At 62.1% G+C, this 26,968-nt stretch carries 21 protein-coding genes; 15 read left to right on the forward strand and 6 right to left on the reverse strand.

Going from position 1 to position 26,968, the window contains the following annotated elements; all coding sequences use genetic code 11:
- On the reverse strand, positions 1-894 hold the full coding sequence (locus HAP40_RS12045) for a sugar kinase (protein WP_157329743.1): 894 nt from the start codon (positions 892-894) through the stop codon (positions 1-3).
- 237 nt (positions 895-1,131) lie between these two features.
- Here HAP40_RS12045 and HAP40_RS12050 point away from each other — a divergent pair, with 237 nt between their 5' ends.
- The 10 genes from HAP40_RS12050 to HAP40_RS12095 all read left to right on the forward strand — a co-directional run bounded on the left by HAP40_RS12050 (position 1,132) and on the right by HAP40_RS12095 (position 12,872).
- Complete coding sequence (locus HAP40_RS12050) at positions 1,132-1,980, forward strand: VOC family protein (RefSeq protein WP_166817598.1); 849 nt, start codon at positions 1,132-1,134, stop codon at positions 1,978-1,980.
- Between the two features lie 277 nt (positions 1,981-2,257).
- On the forward strand, positions 2,258-2,917 hold the full coding sequence (locus tag HAP40_RS12055) for a TetR/AcrR family transcriptional regulator (RefSeq protein WP_166819535.1): 660 nt from the start codon (positions 2,258-2,260) through the stop codon (positions 2,915-2,917).
- Between the two features lie 277 nt (positions 2,918-3,194).
- The gene (locus HAP40_RS12060; protein WP_166817597.1) at positions 3,195-4,004 is read left to right on the forward strand and encodes an ABC transporter permease; all 810 of its coding nucleotides are present in this window, start codon (positions 3,195-3,197) and stop codon (positions 4,002-4,004) included.
- Between the two features lie 85 nt (positions 4,005-4,089).
- On the forward strand, positions 4,090-5,082 hold the full coding sequence (locus HAP40_RS12065) for an ABC transporter substrate-binding protein (protein WP_166817596.1): 993 nt from the start codon (positions 4,090-4,092) through the stop codon (positions 5,080-5,082).
- 14 nt (positions 5,083-5,096) lie between these two features.
- Positions 5,097-5,927 carry an ABC transporter ATP-binding protein gene (locus HAP40_RS12070; protein WP_166819534.1) on the forward strand — a complete coding sequence of 277 codons (831 nt, stop codon included), beginning with the start codon at positions 5,097-5,099 and terminating at the stop codon, positions 5,925-5,927.
- Positions 5,928-5,931: 4 nt separating this feature from the next.
- The gene (locus HAP40_RS12075; RefSeq protein WP_166817595.1) at positions 5,932-7,329 is read left to right on the forward strand and encodes a hypothetical protein; all 1,398 of its coding nucleotides are present in this window, start codon (positions 5,932-5,934) and stop codon (positions 7,327-7,329) included.
- Positions 7,326-8,477 (forward strand): Gfo/Idh/MocA family protein, encoded by a 1,152-nt coding sequence (locus HAP40_RS12080; protein WP_166817594.1) that lies wholly within the window; start codon positions 7,326-7,328, stop codon positions 8,475-8,477. The genes HAP40_RS12075 and HAP40_RS12080 overlap by 4 nt, the downstream gene beginning before the upstream one ends.
- Before the next feature lie 131 nt (positions 8,478-8,608).
- Entirely contained in the window at positions 8,609-9,799 is a 1,191-nt protein-coding gene (locus HAP40_RS12085) for a dihydrodipicolinate synthase family protein (RefSeq protein WP_166817593.1), read from the forward strand.
- Positions 9,799-10,662 (forward strand): sugar phosphate isomerase/epimerase family protein, encoded by an 864-nt coding sequence (locus HAP40_RS12090; protein WP_166817592.1) that lies wholly within the window; start codon positions 9,799-9,801, stop codon positions 10,660-10,662. The genes HAP40_RS12085 and HAP40_RS12090 overlap by 1 nt, the downstream gene beginning before the upstream one ends.
- Before the next feature lie 488 nt (positions 10,663-11,150).
- The gene (locus HAP40_RS12095) at positions 11,151-12,872 is read left to right on the forward strand and encodes a SulP family inorganic anion transporter (protein WP_166817591.1); all 1,722 of its coding nucleotides are present in this window, start codon (positions 11,151-11,153) and stop codon (positions 12,870-12,872) included.
- Between the two features lie 147 nt (positions 12,873-13,019).
- Here HAP40_RS12095 and HAP40_RS12100 read toward each other — a convergent pair whose 3' ends face one another.
- Positions 13,020-14,492: a sulfatase family protein gene (locus HAP40_RS12100; RefSeq protein WP_166817590.1), complete on the reverse strand. Its 1,473-nt coding sequence runs from the start codon at positions 14,490-14,492 to the stop codon at positions 13,020-13,022.
- A 723-nt stretch (positions 14,493-15,215) separates the two neighbouring features.
- On the opposite strand from HAP40_RS12100, the gene HAP40_RS12105 reads away from it, so the two are divergent.
- Positions 15,216-15,710, forward strand: a complete 495-nt coding sequence (locus HAP40_RS12105) for a flagellar FlbD family protein (RefSeq protein WP_166817589.1) — start codon at positions 15,216-15,218, stop codon at positions 15,708-15,710.
- Positions 15,711-16,282: 572 nt separating this feature from the next.
- On the opposite strand, the gene HAP40_RS12110 is transcribed toward HAP40_RS12105, so the two are convergent.
- On the reverse strand, positions 16,283-16,564 hold the full coding sequence (locus HAP40_RS12110; protein ID WP_166817588.1) for a hypothetical protein: 282 nt from the start codon (positions 16,562-16,564) through the stop codon (positions 16,283-16,285).
- Positions 16,565-16,773: 209 nt separating this feature from the next.
- On the opposite strand from HAP40_RS12110, the gene HAP40_RS12115 reads away from it, so the two are divergent.
- Both HAP40_RS12115 and HAP40_RS12120 read left to right on the forward strand, forming a co-directional pair.
- Positions 16,774-17,790, forward strand: coding sequence for a DUF1254 domain-containing protein (locus HAP40_RS12115; RefSeq protein ID WP_166819533.1), 1,017 nt, complete (start codon positions 16,774-16,776; stop codon positions 17,788-17,790).
- Positions 17,791-18,013: 223 nt separating this feature from the next.
- The gene (locus tag HAP40_RS12120; RefSeq protein WP_166812039.1) at positions 18,014-19,048 is read left to right on the forward strand and encodes an IS110 family transposase; all 1,035 of its coding nucleotides are present in this window, start codon (positions 18,014-18,016) and stop codon (positions 19,046-19,048) included.
- Between the two features lie 423 nt (positions 19,049-19,471).
- On the opposite strand, the gene HAP40_RS12125 is transcribed toward HAP40_RS12120, so the two are convergent.
- Together HAP40_RS12125 and HAP40_RS12130 are read right to left on the reverse strand one after the other, a co-directional pair.
- Positions 19,472-19,663 carry a hypothetical protein gene (locus HAP40_RS12125; protein WP_166817587.1) on the reverse strand — a complete coding sequence of 64 codons (192 nt, stop codon included), beginning with the start codon at positions 19,661-19,663 and terminating at the stop codon, positions 19,472-19,474.
- 458 nt (positions 19,664-20,121) lie between these two features.
- Positions 20,122-20,754 (reverse strand): tyrosine-type recombinase/integrase, encoded by a 633-nt coding sequence (locus tag HAP40_RS12130; RefSeq protein ID WP_166817586.1) that lies wholly within the window; start codon positions 20,752-20,754, stop codon positions 20,122-20,124.
- Between the two features lie 440 nt (positions 20,755-21,194).
- On the opposite strand from HAP40_RS12130, the gene HAP40_RS12135 reads away from it, so the two are divergent.
- Complete coding sequence (locus HAP40_RS12135; protein ID WP_166817585.1) at positions 21,195-23,621, forward strand: arylsulfatase; 2,427 nt, start codon at positions 21,195-21,197, stop codon at positions 23,619-23,621.
- Between the two features lie 215 nt (positions 23,622-23,836).
- A complete protein-coding gene (locus HAP40_RS12140; protein WP_166812039.1) occupies positions 23,837-24,871 on the forward strand; it encodes an IS110 family transposase in 1,035 nt (344 codons plus the stop codon).
- A 344-nt stretch (positions 24,872-25,215) separates the two neighbouring features.
- On the opposite strand, the gene HAP40_RS12145 is transcribed toward HAP40_RS12140, so the two are convergent.
- Entirely contained in the window at positions 25,216-26,745 is a 1,530-nt protein-coding gene (locus HAP40_RS12145) for a Spy/CpxP family protein refolding chaperone (protein ID WP_334270976.1), read from the reverse strand.
- Positions 26,746-26,968 lie beyond the last annotated feature (223 nt).

Here is a 26,968-nt window from a genome sequence, read left to right on the forward strand (position 1 = left end):
CTAGACCCTGACCTCGAACTCGTGCCTGACCTTGGCAATGTCGACGAGCGTCGGCAGGCCGGCCTCGTTGCCGAGGCGCTGGATCTTGAAGGTCGAGGCGGCGCGGGCAAAATCGAAATGCTCACGCCAGCTTTTGCCGGGATGGGCGAGGTAGGAATAGACATAGGCGCCGTGGAAGACGTCGCCGGCGCCATTGGTGTCGATCACGCGCTCGCGCGGGATCGGCATCGCCGGCATCACCTGCACCGTCCCGGTTTCGTCGTACCAGAGCAGGCCCTTCTCGCCCATGGTGACGCCGCCGATCTTGCAGCCGCGGCCCTTGAGATAGTCGAGCATCTTCTCCGGCGTCAGATCCATCTGCTCGCACAGCCGCTCGGCGACGATCGCAACGTCGATGAATTCCAGGAGCTCATGCGTGTTGGTGCGCAGGCCGCCGCCGTCGAGCGAGGTCAGGATGCCGGCCTCGCGGCACACCTTGGCGTAGTGGATCGCGGCATCCGGCTGGTGGCCGTCGACATGCAGCGCGCGGCAGCCGCCGAGATTGAGCATCGGGAAGGGGTGGATGTGCTCGTCGTCGCGGCAGCGGACGATGGCGCGCTTGCCGTCCTTGGGCATGATGAAGGAGAGCGAGGACTGGTTCACCTTCCGCCCGTGCAGCGAGATCGCGTATTTCGCGCACATGTCCTGGAACATGCGCCCCAGCCAGTCATTGGCTGCCGTCGCGATCAGGTCGGGCACGATGCCGAGCTTGGCGCAGCAGAACGCCGCCGTCACCGCGTTGCCGCCGAAGGACACGGCGTAGTCCGAGGCCACGTGCTTCTCGTCGCCGGTCGGCATGTGGTCGGTGATGAAGACGACGTCGATATAGGTCTGTCCGATGAAGAGAGCCTGCATTGCTTGTCCGTGATGCGCTTGTGGTCCCGGCGGGCGGGATTACTCTAACACCGGTTCCGCTCCGGAGGGACGCTGAAATTATTCGCAAAAACCGCCCCGAAGCGCTTGAGGTCAGCATATTGCCGGAATACGACCATGACAGGCCAATGCCAAGCCCGGACAAACGCCGTCTTTCGGCCCAAGGGTTCCCAAGTCAATCGTTCCCAAGTCAATCAATGGCCGATCAAAGGGGGGAAGATGATCACCGGCCTCGATCACGTCGTCGCGCTGGTTCGGGATATCGGTGCGGCCAAGGCGGCCTATCAGACGCTTCTGGGGCGTGCGCCGGCCTGGCAGAACTCCGGCGAGGGCGCCGACCGGGTGCTGTTCACGCTCGACAACATGACGATCGAATTGATGGCGCCGAGCGGCTTCAGCGTCACGGCCGCCCGCATGCGCGCGCTGCTGGACGACCATGACGGCGTTCTCGCCAGCCTGTGCTTTCGTGTCGCAGACGTCAGCAAGATGCATCGCCGGCTGGAGCGGGTGGCCTTGAGGCCGGACCCGATCGCCGAGGTCGAAAGCAGCGATGCCGTTACCGACGCCGTGCTGCACTGGAAGCGCACGCGCGCCGCGACGGAGCTCACGCGCGGCGTGCGCATGTTCTTCCTCGAACTCGCCGACGCGCGTCCCAAATCGGTCGCGACCGTCATCGCGCCGGTCGACGCGCTCGACCACGTCGTGGTCACGACCGAGGATTCCGAGCGCGCCGCCGCGCTCTACGGCGCGCGGCTCGGGCTCGATCTGGCGCTCGATCGCTCCCACCAGGATTGGGGCCAGCTGATGTTCTTCCGCTGCGGCGATCTCATCGTCGAGGTGGTGCGCCGCCCCGTGGCGGGCGGCGATGTCGCGCATGATCGCCTCTGGGGCCTGAGCTGGCGCGTCGCCGACATCGACGCCGCCCGTGCCCGCCTGATCGCCGGCGGGGTCGACGTCTCCGAGGTCCGCAACGGCCGCAAGCCGGGCACGCGCATCATGACGGTGCGCAGCGGCACCTGCGGCATCCAGACCGTGCTGCTGGAGCCTTCGCCGAAGCCGGCGGATTGAGGCGCCGTCCAACGTATTCTCGTGTCCCGGACGCGGTGCGGCACGCAGTGACGCTCCGCAGAGCCGGGATCCAGAAGGCGGTAAACTTCCGTTTGGAGACATGGGCCCCGGCTCTGCAGCGCACCGCTGAAGTAGCGCTGCGCTGCGTCCGGGGCACGAGACATTCTCAAACGCTCGCCCGCATGTTACACGCTGACCCGAGAGCATCCAGCGAGCACCCGGTTTGGCGACAGCGACAGCAAAGCGAACTCTGAAATGGCAGCGCGACCCCGAGGGGATGCGGCTGCGCATTCTCGAAGCCGCCAAGCAGGAGTTTTCCGCCCATGGCCTGGCGGGCGCGCGGGTCGACCGGATCGCGGCGAAGGCCGGCGCCAACAAGCGCATGCTCTACTATCACGTCGGCAACAAGGACGAGCTTTATCTCGCGGTGCTCGAAGGCGCCTATGACAAGATCCGCAGCGAGGAGCGGGGGCTCGATCTCGAACATCTCGATCCGCCCGAGGCGATCAGGCGCCTGATCGAGTTCACCTGGAACTACTTCCTGCGCAATCCCGAATTCCTGTCGCTGCTCCAGACCGAAAACCTCGCGCGCGCAAAGCACCTGAAGAAGTCGACCAAGGTCAAGTCGATGCACTCGCCCTTCGTCGAGATGATCCGCACGGTGGTGCGCCGCGGCGTCGACAGCGGCGACTTCCAGGTCGCGGTCGATCCGGTGCAGCTCTACATCTCGATCGCGGCGCTGAGCTTCTTCTACCTCTCGAACTCGGCGACGCTCAGCGTGATCTTCGGCCGCGATCTGCTGGACAAGAAGGCCAAGGACGAGCGGCTCGCGCACATGATCGGCCTCGTGCTGGCCGCGCTGACCGGGCAGTCCGTGGCGCTGTTCGAGATCGCGAACGCGCCGAAGTCGCGCGCGGGTGTCGTGCAGACGGTGTAAGACGCGGCTGCGTCGCCTCGCTTGAGGCGATATCTCTCCGCATCGTCGTCCTGGCGAAGCCAGGACCCATACCGCGTGATTTATCGATCGGACGTGGTCCCCAATCCCGAACGACCAGCCTTCACCAAATTCCTCCTTGGGGTGACGGGTCCTGGCTTCGCCAGGACGACACCGGTTGGGAACCGCCGCCGCAAAACGTCACAGGGAAAGGTCTGGACAGTATTTATCCAACGGGTTAATTTCTCCTCCGAACGAAGAAGAATGCCGGGAGTGAGACGTGGCTGAGTTGAAGCCGCAGAGTGCGGTGTCCAAGATGCTGAATGCGGCCTGGATTCGGCCGTTCTTGTTTCTCGTCTTCATCGTCGTGGCCTGGGATCTCGCGATCCGGCTGTTCAATATCCCCGCCTATCAGATCCCGGCGCCGCTCGACGTCGTCGCCGTGCTGCGCACCGAATGGCCGGAACTGCTGCGCCAGTCCTGGCCGACGACCTACGCGACCGTTTGTGGCTTCCTGCTGTCGGCGCTGTTCGGCATTCCCGTGGCGATGCTGATCGCGGGCTCGAAGACGGTGGAAAGCTACGTCTATCCGCTGCTGGTGTTCTCCCAATCCGTGCCCAAGATCGCGATCGCGCCGTTGTTCGTGGTCTGGTTCGGCTTCGGCATCATTCCCAAGGTGATCTCGGCCTTCCTGCTCGGCTTCTTCCCCGTGGTGGTCTCCGCCGTGCAGGGCTTCAAATCGGTCGACCCCGACATGGTCGATCTCGCCCGCGCCATGCAGGGCAGCCGCTTCCAGGTGTTTCGCGCGGTGAACCTGCCGCATGCGCTGCCGGCGATCTTCTCGGGCCTGAAAGTCTCGGTGACGCTCGCCGTGGTCGGCGCCGTCGTCGGCGAGTTCGTCGGCTCCAATTCCGGCATCGGCTACGTGATGCAGCGCTCGATCGGCACCTTCGACCTGCCGACGATGTTCGCGGCGCTGGTGATCCTCGCGCTGCTCGGCGTGGTGCTGTTCTGGGTCGTCGACCGGATCGAGAAGCTGGTCATTCCCTGGCATGTCAGCCAGCGCGAGGACGTGATTTTCGCCTCTTGAGTTTCGATTTTGAAGTGAAGCAACGAGCGGCCGCCAACGGCCCAAGCAACAACACAAGAGCAACAACGGCAAAGGGAGAGTGACGATGAAGCGGTGGATAGGGGCTGTCTCGGCGGTGCTGATGACCTTCGCGGCCATGCCGGCGCAGGCGGCTGACAAGGTCGTGCTGATGCTGAACTGGTACGTCTATGGCGAGCACGCGCCGTTCTACTACGGCAAGGCCAAGGGCATCTACGCGTCCGAGGGCATCGACCTCGAGATCCAGGAAGGCCGCGGCTCGGCCGCGACCACGCAGGCCGTCGCCGCCAAGACCGCGGACTTCGGCTATGTCGACGTCCCCACCATGATGCGTGCCGCGATCAAGGGTGCGCCCGTGGTCGCCACCGGCGTGCTGCTCCAGACCTCACCGATGTCCGCCATGGGCTTCGCCGACAAGAACATCAAGAAGCCCGAGGACATCAAGGGCAAGACGGTGGCGATCACGCCGGCCGACTCCATGACCCAGATCTGGCCGCTGTTCCTGAAGAAGACCGGCCTCAAGGAAAGCGACTTCAAGACCGTTGCCGGCGACGGCCAGACCAAGCTCAACGCCGTCATCAACGGCCAGGCCGATCTCCTGCTCGGCTACGTCATGGACCAGTCGATGAAGATCAAGGACGCCACCGGCAAGGACGTCTACCCGATCAAGTTCGCCGACTACGGCATCAACATGGTGTCCTCGGGCGTCATCGCCAACGCCGACTATGTGAAGGCCAATGCCGATCTCGTCCGTCGTTTCATGTCGGCGACGACCAAGGCGGTCGAAGCTGCCGAGAAGGAGCCGAAGGCCGCGGCGCAGGCGATCCTCGACGCCAATCCCAAGGGCGGCAAGATCGACACGCTGACGCAGGGCTTCGAGCTGACCATTCCGCTCTACCGGACCGCGGAGACCAAGAGCAAGCGGCCGTTCCAGGTCACCGATCAGAACATGACGGATTCGGTCAATCTGATGGTCGAATATGGCGGTCTCGATGCCAAGGCCAAGGAGAACCCGAAGGCCTTCTACACCAACGACTATCTGCCGAAGAGTGGCTCGTGAAACCTGCGACGATCATGAGCGAAACCGCGCAGCCGGCCGCACATCTGAGACTGGTGAGCGACCGGGCTGCCGGCGATGCGTCGGGCATCAAGCTGTCGGGCGTGTCCAAGACCTACCGGACGCGGGACGGCGACGTGCCGTCGCTGCGTCCGCTCGACTTCCACATCAATGACGGCGAGTTCTTCGTCGTGGTCGGCCCGAGCGGCTGCGGCAAGTCCACCTTGCTCAAGCTGATCTCGGGCCTGCTGCCGCCGACCACGGGCGAGATCCTGGTCGAGGGCGAGAAGGTGACGACGCCGCACGGCAATGTCGGCATCGTGTTCCAGAACGCTCTTCTGCTGCCCTGGCGCAACATCCTCAACAACGTGATGTTGCCGATCGACATGAAGCGGCTGCCGCGGGACAAATATCTCGCCCGCGCCAAGGAGCTCTTGAAGCTGGTCGGGCTCGAAGGCTTCGAGAAAAAGCTGCCGTGGCAGCTCTCCGGCGGCATGCAGCAGCGCGCCTCGATATGCCGCGCGCTGGTGCACGATCCCAAGATCATGCTGATGGACGAGCCGTTCGGCGCGCTCGATGCGCTGACGCGGGAGCGCATGAATGTCGAGCTGATGCGGATCCAGCGCGAGACCCGGAAGACGGTGCTCTTGATCACGCATTCGATTCCGGAGGCGGTGTTCCTGGCCGACCGCGTTCTGGTCATGACCGAGCGCCCCGGTGCGATCGCGGCGATCTACGACGTGCCGCTGCCGCGCCCGCGTTCGCTCGACGTGATGGCCGATCCGGTCTTCACCGAGCTGGTGCAGCGCATCCGAAAGCATTTCTTCTCGCAAGGTTCTCTGGACTAAAGCCATGGCGCCGCGCCTGAAGCTGCGAGACATCGCCTTCTTCGAACGTCCCGTGCAGTTCGCGCGGCCGTTCCGCTTTGGCGCGATCACGATCGACGCGACGCCGCAGCTGTTCGTGCGCGCCGAGATCGACGTCGAGGGCAGGGGAAGCGCGATCGGCGCCGCTGCCGAGCTGCTGGTGCCGAAATGGTTCGACAAGCGGCCGGAGCTGTCGCCGGCGCAGACGGTGGATGGCTTGCGGCGGTCGCTCGAGATTGCGCGCGGGCTCTATCTGGCACGCACCGGATATCAGACTGCGTTCGATCTGCATGCCTCGTGCATCGGAGCCCAGGTCGCGACCTGCGCGAAGAAGAACATTCCGCCGCTCGCAGCGGCTTACGGCCCGGCCGAGATCGACAAGGCGATCCTCGATGCTCTGTTGCGCGCCGCCGGGACCAGCTTCTTCGACGGGATGGCCGCAAACATCGCCGGCATCGATGCGCGGCTCTCACCTGACCTGAGCGAGAGGGACATCAGGACGTTTCTTTCCGGCCGGGTGCCGCTCGAGCGTGTTGCCATCAGGCACACCGTCGGCCTTGATGATGTCGTCGAAGGCGAGGGCGGCGTTGCCGATCCGCGCGAAAACGCTGGTGCGCGCTACTTCAAGCTCAAGCTGTCGGGCGATCCCGCAGCCGATGGGGCGCGACTCGCCCGCATCGGCAAGGAGCTCGCTACGCTCGGACACGACCACAAGGTGACGCTCGACGCCAATGAGCAATATGCCGACCTCGCCGCGCTGCAGTCACTGATGGACCGGCTCGATCGTGACGCCGCGCTGCGCCCGATCGCGACGCGCCTGCTCTATGTCGAGCAGCCGATGCCGCGCGACATCACGCGGCAATCGCCGCTCGGCGCACTGGCCGCGCACGGCTTCATCATCGACGAGGCCGACGATTCCTATGATGCGTTCCCGGCAGCGCGGGCGCTGGGCTATTGCGGCATTTCCTCGAAATCCTGCAAGGGTCTCTACAAGTCCATCGTCAATGCGACGCGGGCGGCGAAATGGAGCGCGGGCGGCGAGAGGTTTGTCGTGACCGGCGAAGACCTCACTTGCCAGGCCGGCCTCGCCGTGCAGCAGGACCTCGCGCTCGGCGCCTTCATCGGCGTCACCCATGCCGAGCGCAACGGCCATCACTATGTCGACGGTTTTGGCGGGACGCCGGCGGCCGAAGCGCAGGCCTTCGCGGCCGCGCATCCCGATCTCTACGCCGATGCCGGGCAGGGCATCCGGCTTTCCATTCACAACGGCGATCTCCTGACGGGATCGCTTCACGCTGCGGGCTTTGCGACGTCGGTCCATCCGGACTGGTCGGCACTCCGCCCGCTCGAACAGCCAACATCACTTCAGGAGCAATCAGCATGACCACGCAGCGCCTCGGCCTCATCATGAACGGCGTCACCGGCCGCATGGGGCTCAACCAGCACCTGATACGCTCGATCGTCGCAATCCGCGACCAGGGCGGCGTCCGCCTGAAGAACGGCGATCGCGTGATGCCGGACCCGATCCTGGTCGGCCGCAGCGCCGACAAGGTCGAGGCGCTCGCCAAGCGCTACAACATCACGCGCTGGACCACCGACCTCGACGCCGCGCTCGCCGACAAGAACGATACCATGTTCTTCGATGCCGCGACCACGCAGGCGCGCCCCGGTCTGCTCACGCAGGCCATCAACGCCGGCAAGCATGTCTATTGCGAGAAGCCGATTGCGACGAACTTCGAGGAGGCCGTCGAGGTCGTGAAGCTTGCGAATGCCAAGGGCGTCAAGCACGGCACGGTGCAGGACAAGCTGTTCCTGCCCGGCCTGAAGAAGATCGCGTTCCTGCGCGATTCCGGTTTCTTCGGCCGCATTCTCTCGGTGCGGGGCGAGTTCGGCTATTGGGTGTTCGAAGGCGGCTGGCAGGAGGCGCAGCGGCCGTCCTGGAACTACCGCGACGAGGACGGCGGCGGCATCATCCTCGACATGGTCTGCCACTGGCGCTACGTGCTCGACAACCTCTTCGGCAACGTCCAGAGCGTGGTCTGCATCGGCAACACCGACATTCCCGAGCGCTTCGACGAGCAGGGCAAGAAGTACAAGGCGACCGCGGATGATTCCGCCTATGCGACCTTCCAGCTCGAGGGCGGCGTCATCGCGCACATCAACATGTCCTGGGTGACGCGCGTCTATCGCGACGACCTCGTGACCTTCCAGGTCGACGGCACCCACGGCTCGGCGGTCGCGGGCCTCACCGACTGCATGATCCAGGCGCGGCAGGCTACCCCGAGGCCGGTCTGGAATCCCGACGAGAAGCGGCTGCACGATTTCTACGGCGACTGGCAGAAGCTGCCCGACAACGTCACCTACGACAACGGCTTCAAGGAGCAGTGGGAGATGTTCATCCGCCACGTCTACGAGGATGCGCCCTACAAGTTCACGCTGCTCGAAGGCGCCAAGGGCGTGCAGCTCGCCGAATGCGCGCTGAAGAGCTGGAAGGAGCGCCGCTGGATCGACGTCGCCCCGATCAAGGCGTGAGGTCTATTGGATATTCTCAATGTTGAACCGTCATTGCGAGGAGCGAAGCGACGAAGCAATCCAGACCGTTGCCGCGAAGGCACTCTGGATTGCTTCGCTTCGCTCGCAATGACGGGGAAAGGTCTGAAATCATGAACAAGCCCGTCCAACCCATGTCGTCGTTGTCGCTCAAACTGCCGAAGGCCGACCGCTCGATCGAGACCTACCGGCTGGCGGCCTCGCGCACGTTTCCCGCAAAGCTCGAGGGACCGCTGAACCGCATCGCCTTCTCGGCCGTGCACACGGTCGCCGATCCCTTTGCCGACAACGATCCCTGGCTTTCGGTCGCGGTCGACTGGGACAAGACCATCGCCTTCCGTGAGCATGTCTGGGATCTCGGCCTCGGCGTTGCCGAAGCCATGGACACCGCGCAGCGTGGCATGGGGCTGGACTGGCCGACCTCGCTGGAGCTGATCACGCGTTCGGTCGGCGCCGCCAAGCGCCGCAACGCGCTGGTGTTCTCCGGCGCGGGTACTGACCATCTCGCGGTCGAGGATGCCAGAAACCTCGACGACGTGATCCGCGCCTACGAGGAGCAAATCTCGGCGGTCGAAAAGGTCGGCGGCCGCATCATCCTGATGGCATCGCGCGCGCTGGCCAAGCTCGGCCGCAATGCGGACGATTACGCCAAGGTCTATAACCGTGTGCTGTCGCAGGTCCGTGAGCCCGTAATCATTCACTGGCTCGGCGACATGTTCGATCCCGCGCTGACGGGATATTGGGGCACCGGGGATCTCGACAAGGCGATGGACACGGCCGTCGCCATCATCAACGGCAACGCCGGCAAGGTCGACGGCGTCAAGGTCTCGCTGCTGGACAAGCAGCGCGAGATCGACATGCGCCGGCGCCTCGACAAGCGCATCAAGATGTATACCGGCGACGACTTCAATTATGCGGAGCTGATCGCCGGCGACGAGCAGGGCTTTTCGCATGCGCTGCTGGGCATCTTCGATGCCATCGCGCCGGCGGCGTCCTACGCGCTGTCGCGGCTGGCAGCCGGGGATGAAGCCGGCTTCCACGACGTGCTGGGGCCGACCGTGCCGCTGTCGCGTCACATCTTCAAGGCGCCGACCCGCTTCTACAAGACCGGCGTCGTGTTCATGGCCTATCTCAACGGTCACCAGGATCATTTCACCATGGTCGGGGGACAAGAGAGCGCGCGCTCGATGCTGCATCTGGCCGAGCTGTTCCGGCTGGCCGATCAGGCCGGCCTGCTTGCCAATCCGGAGCTGGCGACGCAACGGATGAAGACCGTGCTGGCCTCGCATGGACTTGAATCCTGATGCGTGATTTCTCCTCCGACCACCGCTGGCTGTCGCTGAACACGGCGACCGTCCGCAAGCAGGGTGACCTCGTCGCGATCATCGATGCCTGCGCGAAGCACGGCATTCGCGCCATCGATCCCTGGCGCGATCAGGTCGCGTCCGTCGGTCTCGAGCGCGCCGCGCGTGCGGTACGCGATGCCGGCCTCGATCTGTCGGGCTATTGCCGCGGCGGCATGTTCACCACGGACGCTTCGCGCCGGGGCGAGGTGCGCGACGACAACAGGCGCTGCGTCGATGAAGCCAAGGCGCTGGGCGCGCCCTGCATCGTCCTCGTCGTCGGCGGCCTGCCGCAATATTCGCGGCCGGGCAGCGAGGTCTCAAAGGACATCGCGGCGGCGCGTGGGCAGGTCGAGGACGCTCTCGCCGACATGCTCGACTATGCCAGACAGGCAAACCTGCCGCTGGCGATCGAGCCCCTGCATCCGGCCTATGCGGCGGACCGCGCCTGCGTGAACACCACGAAGCAGGCGCTCGACATCTGCGACCGGCTCGACCCTGATCGCACCGGCATGCTCGGCGTCGCCCTCGACGTCTATCACATCTGGTGGGACCCCGAGCTGACGGGCCAGATCGCGCGCGCCGGCAAGGATCGCCTGCTCGCGTTCCATGTCTGCGACTGGCTGGTGCCGACCAAAGACATCCTCAACGACCGCGGCATGATGGGCGACGGCGTCATCGACATCAAATCGGTGCGTCAGGCGGTCGAAGCGCAGGGCTTTGCCGGCTACTCCGAGATCGAGATCTTCTCCAACGATTGGTGGGGCAAGTCGATGGACGAGGTGCTCCGCACCTGCATCGCACGGCATAAGACGGTGGTGTAGAGAGCCCTGGCGCTTGTCCAAGTTCGCCATTGAACCGAAGCCGATGTGGGATAGATTAGCTGTCCATGAAAGAGATGCTGGCCCATCTGGAATTGCTCCGCGTGCAAATGGCTGAGTGCGAGCGCCTTCAACAGGCAGCAAGCAGCCAGCTCAAGCGCGACGTCTATGCGCGGGCGCTTACGCGCTACAATGCAATCGCAAGAGAGCTGGAACGAGCGATAGCATGCCTGCCCGACTTCAGGCCCCTGCGTCGGCCACAATGGTAACGCGCGGAAGAGGGAGACGACCGCCTCAGTTGAAGGCGGATGCGTTGCATCGGACCCCCGTGTTGACGACTGGCGCTTCTGGCCCATCGCGCCGTCTCGCCGCGGTGCGACTGATCGCTACCATGTGACATTTTTCCACTTGCCGAGGGACGCAACAGCCTAGACTGAGGCCAATGCGTGAGCGTGGCCAACGAGCCCGGCCGGGTCTGGAAGCGACCGCCAATGAAGCATTGGATCCACTGGCTGCCGGCAATCGAAACGGTCCGTCGATATGAGGCGGCGTGGCTTCCGCGCGATATCTTCGCTGGACTCGTCCTGGCGACGATGCTGGTCCCGGTTGGAATTGCGTACGCGGTAGCATCGGGCTTGCCTGGCATCCACGGTCTGTACGCAACGATCGTGCCGCTGCTGGTCTATGCGTTGTTCGGCCCCAGCCGCATCCTCGTTCTGGGGCCGGACTCGGCACTGGCAGCTGTCATTCTCGGCGTTGTGCTTCCGTTGTCCGGTTGCGATCCTCTTCGCGCCGTAACGCTCGCTGCCATGATGGCGATCGTTTCAGGGACGGTGTGTATTCTAGCCGGCATCGCGCGCTTGGGTTTTGTGACCGAGCTTCTCTCCAAGCCGATACGGTACGGCTATATGAACGGAATTGCATTGACCGTACTGATCAGCCAACTGCCAAAGCTCTTCGGCTTCTCGATCGAGGGCGAAGGACCTTTGCGGAGCCTTTGGGCGATCGCCGGTGCAATCCTTGACGGAAGGATAAACTGGGTCGCATTCGGGATTGGGCTCGGCACGCTGATGGTCATCCTGCTGCTCCAGAACAACAAGCGGCTGCCAGGTATTCTGATTGCGGTCGTTGGGGCGACCGGCATCGTCGGCCTGCTTGAACTTGGGACCCGTTACGGCGTGGCGGTTCTGGGTTCTCTTCCGCAGGGCCTGCCGGGGTTCGCGATCCCCTGGATCACCTACGGCGATATCGTCCCGGTACTGGTCGGCGGCTGCGCAATCGCGCTGGTATCATTCGCTGACACCAGCGTGCTTTCGCGTGCCTATGCCGCGCGATTGGGAACGCATGCCGATCCCAACCAGGAAATGGTGGGGCTTGGCGCCGCCAATCTGGCAACCGGCTTTTTTCAAGGGTTCCCGATCAGCAGCAGCTCATCGCGTACTCCCGTTGCGGAAGCCGCCGGCGCCCGCACGCAACTAACCAGCGTCGTCGGCGCGCTTGCTATCGCCATCCTTCTGTTGGCGGCCCCAAACCTCCTTCAGCATTTGCCCACTGCCGCGTTGGCGGCCGTCGTCATCGCCTCTGCGATCGGCTTGTTTGAGGTCACCGACCTCAAGCGAATCTATCGGATTCAGCAGTGGGAGTTCTGGCTGTCGATGGTCTGCTTTGTCGGCGTGGCGGTGCTCGGAGTGATCCCAGGAATTGGTCTGGCAATCGTAATCGCTATCGCCGAGTTCTTGTGGGACGGTTGGCGCCCACACTCCGCCGTGTTGGGTCGCGCCCACGGCGTGAAAGGTTATCACGACATCACAAGATATCCGGATGCACGCCAAATCCCCGGGCTGGTCCTGTTTCGGTGGGATGCGCCTCTGTTCTTCGCCAACGCCGAGTTTTTCAAAGAGCGCGTACTGGATGCCGTGGCGAAATCGCCGACCCCCGTACGATGGCTGGTCGTCGCGGCGGAGCCTGTCACCAGCGTGGACGTCTCCGCCGGCGATGCAGTCGCCGAATTGGACGAGGCGTTGCACGCGCAGGGTATCGAGTTCTGCTTTGCCGAGCTGAAAGATCCAGTAAAGGACAAGCTGAAGAGATTTGGGCTTTTATCGCAGCTTGGCGAGCAATATTTTTTTCCAACCATTGGCGCAGCCGTTTCCACTTACTTGGAAATCAATGACGTCGAGTGGGAGGACTGGGAGGACCAGGCCGAACGTTAGGAAGTGACACGCCGGGCTTGAATACACACGTCGATTGACTTCAGATCCTGGCCCTTGGCAGGGATTGTTGCGCTCAGAGCTGATGTCGGCGGCTTCAAGGAGCGCCGCGATGGACGACGGCGGCCGCATCCCAGGCATTCCAGATTGTCAATTCTTGGGGAGACTGCTCGGTGGGGCCGGGGGCGGCGGGTTCACCACGCCGTAATGGTCGGCCATAACATTGCCGGGATGGAAGTAAGTCGCCGGCCGCGACCGTTCCTCCAGCATGGTGCCGTTCCACGTCTCCCAATCCCTCTTCAGCCGATCGAATACGTCTTTCTCCCGGTCCTTGAGATTGGCGCGCTCGCGCGGGTCTTGAACAACGTCGAAGAGAAATTCGTTCCCGGCGATCCGCAGGTATTTCCAGTTGCCGTCGCGCATAGCGCGCTGCGCTCCGGCCTTGTAGCGCCAATAAAGCGTGCGCGGATGCGGCGCCGCGCGGCCGGTCATGATCGACCCCAGGTCCTCACCATCGGACGGATAAGTCGCCTCCGGCGAGGTGCCGGCGGCAGCCAGCAAGGTCGGCATCCAGTCCATCGTCATCATGACCTGCTCAGACACAGTTCCAGGCGCGATCCGTCCGGGCCAGCGCACAATCGCGGGAATGCGAATGCCCCCTTCGAGCAGCTCCTGCTTCATGCCGGAGAACGGCCAGTTGTTCGAGAATCGTTCGCCGCCATTGTCGCTGGTGAAGACGACGATGGTGTTGCTGGCGAGACCGCTGGTGTCGAGCGCTTGCAGTACTCGGCCGATATTGACATCCAGGCTCTGCACCATGGCGGCGTAGGTCTTCTGCGTGCCCCCGTCCCGGTGGATGATGCTTCGGATCCGCTGCGATTCGGCTTCGTCGCCTGGGCCTTCCCATGGCCAATGCGGTGCTGTGAAATGCAGGCTCAGTAGAAACGGCTCCTTCGACTTGGCGTAGCCTTCAACAGTCTGCACTGCCCGATCGCCGAGCAGGCTCGTCATATAGCCCTGGCGCTCGACCGGTACCTCTTGCTCGTGCAGTTGGCTCGCGAGTCCAGGTATCGGAAGCTGGTAAGCCCGCGCGTCCGCACCATGATTGAAATAGTCGGCGCAGCAGCCGATGACTCCGAAGAAGTGGTCGTAGCCGCTCTTCAATGGACTGAAATCGGGCAGGTAGCCGAGATGCCATTTGCCGACCAGGGTGGTGCCATAGCCGGCCTTCTTCAGCAGTGACGGCACGGTGGGGTGGCTCGGCGGCAAGCCGACGTCCTTGGGACTTAACGGACTAATTGGTTCTTCGAGCCCGACTGGTAGACGAGCCTGGTAGCGTCCAGTGATCAGCGCGGTGCGCGTCGCTGAGCAGTCGGGGGAATTGGAGTAACCCTGCGTGAATCTCAAGCCCTCGATTGCCAGCCGGTCTATGTTTGGCGTCGTATAATCGCGCTGACCGTAGCAACTCACATCAGCGTAGCCGAGGTCATCCGCCATGATGAAGACGATGTTCGGCTTTGTCGATTGAGCGCGGGTCGGGCGACCAAGCCCCATCCCCGCCAGCGAACTCGCGGCAGTCGCTTGGACAAATCGACGACGAGAAATTGCGCGCAGATGCGCCATCGGTCACCCTCGCACTAAGCTCACGGTGATTGGAGGGAACCCTAACATTCTGCTCGCTTTCGCGGAAGCTAAAAGGTGACACAGCGAAAGCTGAACCGGAGGCACCGCACCAACTAGGATGTCGGGTTCTGGGCCCCGAGCAGAAGTTCTGGAGGCACTCTCGACCAGGTCAGCTTCTGGACCCAAAGCGGACATTCTCGCGCGGGCTCACGGTAGGCATATTCTCGGCTTCTTCCTTGGAAGCTCCAAATCCGACAAAGGTGTGTACAGGCCCGGCCTGCGTGTCACCCGGCGATACGAGAGCTATTTCGGAAATGTAATAGGACGAGCAGGACGCAGCGATCACTTCGCCGGCTGTAGCAAGCAATCAACACCAGAGTACGAGTAGTCCGGTCACCTTCATGTTGGATCTCTGGCTTTGCTTTCTCAAGGCCGACGCACAATCAGCCCCATCGAGAAAGCGACTGCTCTCTGGGATAGTCTCTGAGCGTCAACCCTGTGAAACGGTCCGCTATTGACCTAGATCAACGGGCGCGCGTTGCGGTTATGCGGCGCTACATAGGCGCCATCCTGCATTCCCGCGTTTACTGGGGTGCCGGCCCACAACGCGCCACACAGCGCGAGCGGACCCAGCGCCTCACCGACGGGGACAACAACTCATCCCAAGACTGGCCCGCGCGGTCCTGTCGGTGGGCTGCGGAATTATGAGAGGAGACGTCCGACATGATTCGACGGCGCGCGTTCATCACGGCTCTCGGCATTGCGGCCATGTGGCCACTTGCTGCTCGCGCGCAAGACCCAGCGCTCGCTCGGCTGGGTGCAATTAAGTTGACCGAACCAAGGGGGAAACCGGTCTACATCAACATCGCGCTGCTTACTTTCGTCAAACCCGACGCGCACATTGCGGGCGCCAGCGTTGAACTTGGTCTGACGAGCGGGAGAGTTCAGGCCGTGCAAGAAAATATCGAGGAAATCATACGATTGGTAAGGGCGTCACACCGTGGTGAGCTGACCTGGATCAAATTGACTGAACCTAATGGCAAATCCATCTACATCAACGTATCACAAGTGACTGCTGTCAGGTCGGACAGCCAGATTCCCGGCGCAAATGCCGAACTCGGTTTTGCGAGCGGGAAGCTCCAGGGCGTGAGAGAGACCTCCGATGAGGTGATGCAGTTGGTAGCAACTCTTGCAGGGCAAACTGGAAGGCTCCCGTGAAGCCTGTATGGCTCATGACAGCAGTCACCTTTTAAGTGGCGCGCGTAGTCAAGGCGCGACGGCAAGCGCGAGCCAGAGTTTCAATCTGTCCGGTCGCCCATTGGATCTCCCCACCTCAAGTCCCGATTGCGCAACTTCCGCTTCTGGCCCAGAGCCGAACAACGAACGCGCCGTCGCCACGTCGGCTCTTTGAGGGAGACCGGACCTGGCGCGATGGGACGTGCTGAGCCGCTTTTGACCCAGAGCGGAACCAGAGTTGATAAAAAGCTCGAGTACGCAACCTTTGTTTGTTAACAGATATCTCGTGCATTAGCTGACAGCGTTCCGGTCACGCGGTATTAGCGTGCGCTCGATGAAGAGACCCACACCGAGACTTGGCTGGAAGCCCTCATCCAAACCGCCCTTTAGGTTCGCGGAGTTGGCTGCAATTGTGGCGGTCCTCGCATTCGTCGCCGCGTTATTGGCGTTTTACGTCCTACATCCACCGCCTTTCAAACTGGAGAACTCATCATCGTTTGGTCCCGATTGGGATTGCTCGCCAAACCCCTATGCAAACGTTTGTCTAAAGCGAGTTATCCCGGCCCGATAAGCAGGACATCTCGGAACTCATCATGAAATCCCTCGAACTGAAATTCCGCGTGCGGGACGTTCACAAAATCAGAAACTTTGCTGAAGACCTGAGTCTGCACTTGAATGACCTCGGCAGTCTGCCGATGGACGAGGCTGACCAGGCCACCAATACCTTGGTAGTGCACGATATTCACGCTCAACAGCTCCGCCGCTGCCGAGTGCACGTAGAAAGATTTCTGGAAAAGCACTTCCTTGCGGACGTCTGTGACATCGTTGAGCTTCATTGAAGGGTACATCGAGGTCGGCTTGTGGCCCAAAGCGGAAGTTAGACCACTTGGTCCTGTGCAAAATGTTGCATACGCTTTCCCTCGGCTCACGCAGGGCCGCGCCGTCGAAACCGTCATCTGGGGCATGGCGGCGGTCATACCAACGTGCGCTCAACATGTGGATAGCCGCGCGATCACAAGCATAGAAGGATTGGAGAACGGCGATGATGAAGAAGGCTCTTGCTGCGCTTGCATTGATCTGCATGGCAGCGTCTGCCTATGCGCAAAGTGCTGTCCCGGTTACCGTGGACAATTTCACGCGTGCGGAATCCGATCTTTATCTGGGCAACGCCGTCGAGGAGGCCAGCGGTGTCGGTAAGCTGCACCACCATCGCGAGGCGATGCCGATCGACAGGCAGTCTGTCATTCGCGCCAACAGGGACACGCTCTATTCGCCGGCGGTGATCGACCTTGATGCAGGACCGGTGACGATCAGGCTGCCGGATGCCGGCAAGCGGTTCCGCTCGATGCAGGTGATCAACGAAGATCACTATGTGGTCGGCAATGTCGAGTACCGGCCGGGCAACTACACCTATGACAGGAAAAAAGCTGGCACACGCTATATCCTGATCGCGCTGCGCACGCTGGTCGACCCCAACGATGCCAAGGACGTTGCGGCGGTTCATGCCCTTCAGGATGCCACCAGGCTGAGCCAGAAGAATGCCGGCAAGTGGGAAGTGCCGAAATGGGATGACGCGAGCCAGAAGAAGGTGCGCGACGCCCTGCTGGTCCTCGGCTCGACCATGCCTGACTTCAAGGGGGCGTTCGGCGCCATGGGGCAGGTCGATCCGATTCGCCACTTGATCGGTACGGCGCTCGGCTGGGGCGGCAATCCCGACAAGGAGGCGACCTACCTCAACGTCACGCCGGCGAGCAATGACGGCAAGGCAATCTACAAGCTCGATGTGAAGGACGTCCCGGTTGACGGCTTCTGGTCGATCAGCCTCTACAACGGCGAGGGCTATTTCCAGAAGAACGACACCAACGCCTACTCCATCAACAATCTCACCGCCAGGAAGAATGCGGACGGATCGATCACGGTGCAGTTCGGCGGCTGCGACGGCAAAGTACCGAATTGCCTGCCGATCATGGCGGGGTGGAATTACACGGTTCGCCTCTATCGCCCGCGCGTGGAGATCTTGAACGGAAAATGGAAATTCCCGGAGGCGAAACCAGTCATCTAACGAAGCAATTGCACCGTGACGGACCTTGTGCAAAAGCAGCGGGCTTAGGTCCGCTCATGGCCCGTAATGGACCTCCCGGCATGGCAGCTTTTAGGCCGCTACCGAGGCACAAGCGGACATTAGGCGCTGGCCCACTTGTTGATTTATGATGGGGTGGACGCCCCGCCCGACGGCATCGATGTGCCAAAGTGGAGGTGTTGAGCACCACTTAAGGGAGGCGTCCGTGTCAGAGGTTATCATAATCGGTCTGGATATCGCCAAGCATGTTTTCCACGCTCATGGAGCAGACGGGAAAGGGCGAGCAATATTCAGCAAACGGATCAGCCGAGGAAAGCTGCTGGATTTCTTCGCAGCTCAGCCGAGTTGCACGGTAGCTCTGGAGGCATGTGGCGGAGCGCATCACTGGGCCCGTCAACTGACCCAGCTTGGCCATGAAGTTCGGCTGATCCCTCCCGCCTACGTAAAGCCGTTTGTGAAGCGGCAAAAGAATGACGCGATCGATGCCGAGGCGATCTGCGAAGCAGCGCAGCGGCCGAGCATGCGGTTCGTGGCCGTGAAGAGCGAACAGCAACAGGCGGCGGGTCTGGTGTTTCGGACCCGTGACCTGTTAGTGCGGCAGCGAACGCAGCTCATCAACGCGATCCGGGGACACCTCACTGAATATGGATGGGTCGCACCTAAGGGGCCGTCGCACGTGACGATGCTTACCGACCTGATCGAGGAAGAAGAGATGGCCAGCTCGCTCCCCAAAGCGGCCCACGCCATGTTCCGATTGATGTTGGACCTGCTGACCGACCTCAATGGCAAGGTCGCGGACCTCGACCAGGAAATCGCGCGACGTGCTCGCGAGGACGAAGTATCGCGCAGGCTGATGACCGTTCCTGGCATCGGCCCGATCTCCGCCACAGCGATCGCCGCCCTAGCGCCGCCGATCGAGACCTTCGCCAAGGGCCGCGACTTTGCCGCCTGGCTGGGGCTTACGCCTCTTCAACGATCGACGGGTGGCAAACAGAAGCTTGGCGCGACGTCCAAAATGGGCGAACGCACGCTCAGGCGCCTCCTCATCATCGGCAGCAGCGCCGTCGTGCAGCAGGCGAGCAAACGGGGCGCGCCAAGAGGTTCGTGGCTCGAGCAGATGCTGGCACGCAAACCGCGCATGCTGGTAACCGTGGCGCTCGCGAACAAGATGGCGCGGATCGTCTGGGCGCTGCTTGTAAAGCAGGAAAACTACAGAGCTCCGGTCGCGGCCATGGCGTGAGCCTGGCGGGCCTGAGGTCGTCGCAGGTGCAGTCGGTCGAAGGAGAGTATGGCGCAACAGTCGGCGAGACGGGGCCGGAAGAACCAGATGTACTCATCGTGCCCAGAGCACGCATTTATGATTTGGTTCCGGTCCGCGAACTCCCATACGGGCCCGCAGCTCCATCGCTGCATCAGAGGCCGGACAGATGGCAGCATCCGACTACGTGCCAATCTTCTTCAAAAACCGCTTGCATCTGGCGGGGCGTCCACAGATGAGTACACGCCAAGGCGACGGTCAGTGGTTCGCACTATTCGGGGAGGCGCGGGATGCGTTTGTCTATCCTTGCAGTTCTCGATAAGAGTCAGTGGGCTGAACCGGTGGCCGGCTTAGCCGCCTTAATTGGTGTAGTTGCGATGTACCGAACATCGCGCGTCGGGCGGATCAGGCTGAATGTCGAAGAGAACGCCCGTAATGCTTGAAGAAGTGATCAAGCTTCACTGGTTCGCCGGTATCTCGCCAGAACAGTTTTTTGCCGAGGCTGGCCGCCACGGCGAGGCGGTGGTGGCCGCCGATTAGAGTATGATCATCCGATGCTATGGCGATGACTTCGCCGTCTTCGTCCACGATTTTCATGCTGCCTCCAATCCAGCGTCAGCGCCGCCGCGATCGTGCGCAATCTATCTAACCTCTTGTGCGCTGTGCGCGTTCCAATCCATCAAGATCAGCGGCGGCCGTCAGCGGCTTTTGACCCGCAAAGACACCTTCCCCCTCCTGCTTCAAATTGGTCGCACGCAGTGTCCTGAGGTATTGTTGAACCTGCTTGGTCTCAGGTTGTTCAAGCAGATCACCGGCTGAGACGCTGCCCTGGGCGTCGGAAACTGAGTGAGACGGCCGGACACGCAGAACCGGTGCTGCCTTTAGCCGAGGGGAGGCCATCCGCGCAGCTGAACAAGCAATCGGCCAATCCCTCAGAGATCAGCAACGGCAACAACAGGCAACTTCAGTCTGCGCTTCTTCAATATTGAATGTCGCCTCTTGGCCCGGATCCCTCTGTGAGGGCAGCGCAGAGCACGTCTGCTCTGCCCCCGAAGTCAGACGTCGACTTGTTCTGCTATCGCGAGGGCGTCGTCGACCTCGATGCCGAGATATCGAACGGTGCTCTCGATCTTAGTATGTCCCAGAAGGAGCTGTACGGCTCGCAGGTTGCCGGCTCGGCGATAGATTAAGGTCGCCTTGGTCCGGCGAAGGGAATGCGTCCCGAATAGATGCGGGTCCAATCCGATGCCGGCGAGCCAGCGAGACAGGAGGCGGGCATACTGGCGGGTCGTCATATGTCTACTCACCCGCCGACCGGTGAACAGGTATTCTCCTGACGTCTTGCCTGTAACCCGAAGGTAATCGTCGATCGCCTGCCGGGTCGATTCCGTCAGTTCAAATTTGACTGGCCGGCCGGTCTTCTTCTGTCGGACGGTCGCGCGGTCGGCCGAATATCCACCCGGCGCAAGGTCATCAACTTTCAAGGCTACGACGTCGCAACCGCGCAGCTTGCTATCGATGGCGACGTTGAACAGTGCCAGGTCGCGCATTCGGCCTTCGACCTGCAGCTTGGTTCGAATTGACCAGACGTGCTTCGGACGGAGCGGCGGCTTTGCGCCGACGATCTTCCCCTTGTTCCAAGGAACGTGCTTCGAGACGGCGGGGACGGTGCTTGGAGTAACGGTCATCTTGACCTCCTCAGCTAGTGAGGCTGGTCATTTTCAGCCGGAAGCCCTTCCAATCCGGCGTCCACTTCGAGACGAGTGGCGACGTACTTGCGTCCAATTCGGGCGATGGCAGGGCCGAATTTGACCCAGAGCGGTCATTGACGGAGGTCAGCTGCCGTTCGCGCCATGTCTGCTTTTGGAAAATCCTTCTCCCGACCGCAGTTAGCGGGACGCTTGCTATATCAAATTTCGGAATTGAAGCGGTGGTCTCCCTGCGCAGTCGTCAACGACGGCTTATGACCCTTTGCGGACATGGCGCCACTCGTGGCTGATTGATCTATGTCAAGGGAACGATACGGCGCTCCCGTTTCAATCAAAGGACGGTTGTACAGCCGCGCTATGGCAATTCGTCGGCGTAAGCGGAGGCATTCAGGTCCCAATAGCTTAAAGGAGAGGCATCGATGAATCGTCGTGAGCTTTTTCTTTCTTCCGCGAAGGGAGCACTTGCTTCTGCACTTGGTTGGTCTTGGCTTCGCGGGTCAGCGCAGGCTCAAGAAGTACTTCCGCTTCCGCAGCCGCCATTCAAGGGAAAAATCGGCACCACGTATAAGGATTCGATGCCGGACAAGATACCGATCATTAATGCTCCAAGCGGCGCGCCGAACGTCCTGCTTGTTCTGATCGACGATTGCGGCTTCGGACAATGGGGGACATTCGGCGGGCAGATCCCAACGCCGAACCTGGACCGGCTCGCAAAGGCCGGATTGCGCTACACACGCTTCCATACCACGGCGCTTTGTTCACCGACGCGAGCCGCGCTGCTCACTGGCCGCAATCATCATTCTGCCGGAACGGGCAACATTACCGAACTGGGCGACGGCTATCCCGGCTATAGCGGACAGATCCCGAACAGCGCCGCCATGGTAGCTGAACCGCTGCGCCAGCATGGCTACAGCACGGCCTGGTTCGGAAAGAATCACAACATTCCGGATTGGGAGACCAGCGTGTCTGGCCCCTATGACCGCTGGCCAACCCGGCAGGGATTTGATCACTTCTACGGTTTCTTAGGGGGCGAAGCGAACCAGTGGGCGCCGGCGCTCTATCGCGACAACACGCCGATTGAGATGGAGATCCCGAACGGAAGGACAGCGGACTATACCCTCAATGAAGCGCTTTCGGATGAGGTGATCAGTTACATCAACAAACAAAAGTCGGTCACTCCGGATAGGCCGTTCTTCATCTATTACGCGCCGGGAGCCACGCACGCTCCTCATCACGTGCCGAAGGAATGGATCGACAAGTTTAAAGGGCAGTTCGATCAGGGGTGGGATAGATATCGCGACGAGACATTCCAACGGCAACTTCGCCTTGGTGTCATCCCTCCAGACACCAAGTTGACCCCGCGGCCGGCGGAGATTCCCGCCTGGGATTCCCTTTCCGCAGATCAGAAGCGTATTGCTTCGCGGCTGATGGAGACGTTCGCCGCCTACACGGCACAAACCGATTTCCTTGTCGGGCGCGTTCTGGATGCTCTGGAGGCAGTCGGCCAAACGGACAACACGCTTGTCTTCTGGGAGATTGGCGACAACGGGTCCTCCATGGAAGGCACCCTCAATGGCGCATTTAACGAGATGGTCGGTATCAACGGGCAGCAGGAAGACCCGAACTTTATCCTAGCGCGCCTCGACGAAATCGGCGGTCCGAAGTCCTATAACCACGTTCCGGTTGGATGGGCGTGGGCCATGGACACGCCGTTCCAGTGGGGCAAGCAGGTCGCCTCGCATTTCGGTGGCACGCGAAATCCGCTCGTCATCTCGTGGCCTGACAGGATCAAGGACAAAGGCGCCATTCGCAATCAATTCCACCACGCCATCGACATCGTTCCAACGATCCTGGAAGCGGCTCAGGTTGAGCAGCCTTCGTCGGTCAACGGCGTCGCTCAAAAGCCGATAGAAGGCGTCAGCATGGTTTACACTTTCGACGACCCAAAGGCTGAGGAGCGGCGTCGCGTTCAATATTTCGAAATGTTCGGCAGCCGCGCGATCTACAGCGACGGATGGGTCGCATGCGTCCGCCATGGACGGCTGCCCTGGGAAAATATCGGCTCGTATGATTTCGCCAACGACAAGTGGGAGCTTTACCGGATTGAGAGCGACTTCAGCGAGGCCAACGACTTGGCGGCCCAGGAGCCTAAGCGTTTGCGCGACATGCAAGACTTGTTCTGGGTCGAGGCGGCAAAGTACGATGTGCTGCCGCTGGATGACCGGTTCATCGAGCGCGCTGACCCCAGCTTGCGTCCCAGCCTGATTGCGGGACGCACCAATTTCACCTACTACCCGGGTGCCACGCGGATTCCCGAAAGCTCATCGCCCAATGTAAAGAACCGCTCGCACAGCATTACGGCCTATGTCGAGGTCCCACAAACAGGTGGTGACGGCGTGCTGGTCGCTGCCGGTGGCCGCGTTGCTGGCTACACTCTTTACGTTGAGGACGGCAGACCGACCTACGAATACAACTGGTTCTCGATGCAGCGCTTCACGGTGACGGGTTCGGACAAGCTCGCACCCGGCCCCGCAACCGTTCGCGTGGACTTCAAGTACGACGGCGGTGGGGTTGCAAAGGGTGGCACGGTGACGCTTTTCGTCAACGACAAGAAAGTAGGCGAAGGTCGGGTCGAGAAGACCGTCTTGGGCCGGTTCTCAGCCGATGAAACTTTCGACATCGGGGTCGATACGGGGTCACCGGTCAGTGACAATTACGCATCGCCAAATCCCTATGTAGGCAAGCTCCGTAAGGTGGAGATTCGCCTCGCCCCGGTGAACCACACCGAAAACGACATTAAAGCGATCCGCAAAGCGGAATTGGCGGCGCGATCAGCCATTGAATAGAGATCGATGAGATCGAAGTCAGGAGACGAGCGAGTGTCGGCTTGTGGCCCATCGCGTCGTTTCGCCGTGGTGCGGAGTTTGATCGCTACCCGTGCATAGCCGACATCGGGCAAGCCTGCACCAATCAAGCTCGATTTATGATGGGGTGGACGCCCCGCCCGACGGCATCGATGTGCCAAAGTGGAGGTGTTGAGCACCACTTAAGGGAGGCGTCCGTGTCAGAGGTTATCATAATCGGTCTGGATATCGCCAAGCATGTTTTCCACGCTCATGGAGCAGACGGGAAAGGGCGAGCAATATTCAGCAAACGGATCAGCCGAGGAAAGCTGCTGGATTTCTTCGCAGCTCAGCCGAGTTGCACGGTAGCTCTGGAGGCATGTGGCGGAGCGCATCACTGGGCCCGTCAACTGACCCAGCTTGGCCATGAAGTTCGGCTGATCCCTCCCGCCTACGTAAAGCCGTTTGTGAAGCGGCAAAAGAATGACGCGATCGATGCCGAGGCGATCTGCGAAGCAGCGCAGCGGCCGAGCATGCGGTTCGTGGCCGTGAAGAGCGAACAGCAACAGGCGGCGGGTCTGGTGTTTCGGACCCGTGACCTGTTAGTGCGGCAGCGAACGCAGCTCATCAACGCGATCCGGGGACACCTCACTGAATATGGATGGGTCGCACCTAAGGGGCCGTCGCACGTGACGATGCTTACCGACCTGATCGAGGAAGAAGAGATGGCCAGCTCGCTCCCCAAAGCGGCCCACGCCATGTTCCGATTGATGTTGGACCTGCTGACCGACCTCAATGGCAAGGTCGCGGACCTCGACCAGGAAATCGCGCGACGTGCTCGCGAGGACGAAGTATCGCGCAGGCTGATGACCGTTCCTGGCATCGGCCCGATCTCCGCCACAGCGATCGCCGCCCTAGCGCCGCCGATCGAGACCTTCGCCAAGGGCCGCGACTTTGCCGCCTGGCTGGGGCTTACGCCTCTTCAACGATCGACGGGTGGCAAACAGAAGCTTGGCGCGACGTCCAAAATGGGCGAACGCACGCTCAGGCGCCTCCTCATCATCGGCAGCAGCGCCGTCGTGCAGCAGGCGAGCAAACGGGGCGCGCCAAGAGGTTCGTGGCTCGAGCAGATGCTGGCACGCAAACCGCGCATGCTGGTAACCGTGGCGCTCGCGAACAAGATGGCGCGGATCGTCTGGGCGCTGCTTGTAAAGCAGGAAAACTACAGAGCTCCGGTCGCGGCCATGGCGTGAGCCTGGCGGGCCTGAGGTCGTCGCAGGTGCAGTCGGTCGAAGGAGAGTATGGCGCAACAGTCGGCGAGACGGGGCCGGAAGAACCAGATGTACTCATCGTGCCCAGAGCACGCATTTATGATTTGGTTCCGGTCCGCGAACTCCCATACGGGCCCGCAGCTCCATCGCTGCATCAGAGGCCGGACAGATGGCAGCATCCGACTACGTGCCAATCTTCTTCAAAAACCGCTTGCATCTGGCGGGGCGTCCACAGATGAGTACGTGCCCCATAGGAACCGTCCACAACCTGCGATGACGCTTCAACCCCACTCTCATCGCACCTTGGCTTCCCAGGCGCGCTGCCCTCACGGGCTAGCGACCTGTTGCAGCGTGTTGAAGCGCGCCTTCTGCTCGCTGCTCAGCGTGGCATAGAACTCGTCGAGGGCGGGTTCGACCAGCTTGGCGGCCGTCAGCATGGCCTCGAGCCGGTGCTGCATCGTCTCCATCCGTCCAACCGGTGTCAGCGGCGCATCGTTCGGACAGGCCGCCTGCAGGCCCTCGACGCCCTTGGCCGTCGCTTCGCTGAGGCGGTCGAGCGCCTCCTTCTGCTTGCCTGCGGGGTGGAGCACGGTCTCGATCCTCTGGATCGGCAACTGCGTCAGCCCGGACTTCGGATCGGCACAGCCTTCGGCACTGGCCTCCTGCTGTTGCGGCGACCGTTCGCCCACATTGGGGCCAAGTGCGTTGAAGCGGGCCTGCTGTTCGTCACTGAGCGAGTTGTAGAAATTCTCCAGTGCCGGTCGAACGATCTTGACGGCTTCCAGCGTCGCGCTGATGCGGTTCATCATTGCCCGCAGGCGGCCAGGGGGAGTCAGGGCATAAGTCTCCGCGCAGGAGTCCTTGAACACACCGGCAGCGCTCGCCGCCGCCGTCTTCAGCTCGTCGAGCAGCGTGCGTTGCTCCGGCGTCGGCCGCACCGCCCGCGCGATGTCGGCAAGTGGCCAGGCGGTCACGCCCTTGTCCGGTGTGCCGCATAATTGCTGAAGCGTCTGCGGGCTCACGCTGGCACGTTGGCGCGTGCGGGAGCCGCCGCCGGCTTGCGGATAGTCATAGGGATTGGTGCTGGCATAGGCGGAGTAGGGGCCGTCACCACCCCAGAACACGGTGTCGACGAAGTCGTCATAGGCGTACGCCCAGTATCCAGGCTCGTAGCCATAGGACCAGAACGTGTAGTTGAAGATGTCGGAATAGGCGTAGGGCCAGAACACGGGCCCGAGCCAAGCCACGAACACCGCGGGATGACGGTGACGCCAGGCCTGCCGGGGAGCCCAGCCACTTTGGCGCGTGAGGAGAGCCTCTTGGGTCCGCGACGTGGCCTGCTCGCGGAAGCGCGTGGCAAACCGTCCGCGCTCGGCGGCCTGCGTGGCGGCCGCAAGCGCCGAAGCGCGCGCGGCCGGAGCCTGCAATCCAAGCCGCTGCTGGCGCGCCAGGTCAATTTGCTGCGCGCGCTGCTCACGGCCGAGCAAGCGGTTCTGCGCATGGAGCATCCGTTGCTGCGCGCGTTCCGCCCGCGCGCCTTCCGGCTTTTGCGATTGCAATTGCTGCACGCGCTGCTGCAGGCGATCAATGCGGGTCTGGCGCTCCGTGGTCTGGCGCGACAGCATCTCGCGCTGGCGCTGCTCGACCTGCTGCGAGCGCTGTTGGACACGTTGCTCGCGCTCAAGAAGGCGGTTCTGCGACTGCAGCAACCGCTGCTGCTGGTGTTGCGCCCTTGCGCCTTCCGGCTTCTGCGATTGCAATTGCTGCACGCGCTGCTGCAAGCGGTCGATGCGGTCTTGGCGTTGCGCGGATTGGCGCGAAAGCGTCTCGCGCGGCGGTCCCGGTCGCTCGGTCACGGCTGCAGGTGCGCTTGGGCGCGATGGGGCGGCGATATGAGGCGTCGGCCGCGGCGCCATGGCCGGACGTTGCTCCGCTGCCGGCGCCCGACGGACTTCGGGTCGCGGCGAGCCTACGTGCGGGGCAGGTCGCGACGGCGGCGCAGCAAAACGTGGGGCCGGACGCGGCGGCGGTGAGGCGATGTGCGGCGCCGGTCGTGGCGCCATCGCCGGCCGCTGCGGC

This window comes from Bradyrhizobium sp. 1(2017), assembly GCF_011602485.2.
GTDB lineage: Bacteria > Pseudomonadota > Alphaproteobacteria > Rhizobiales > Xanthobacteraceae > Bradyrhizobium.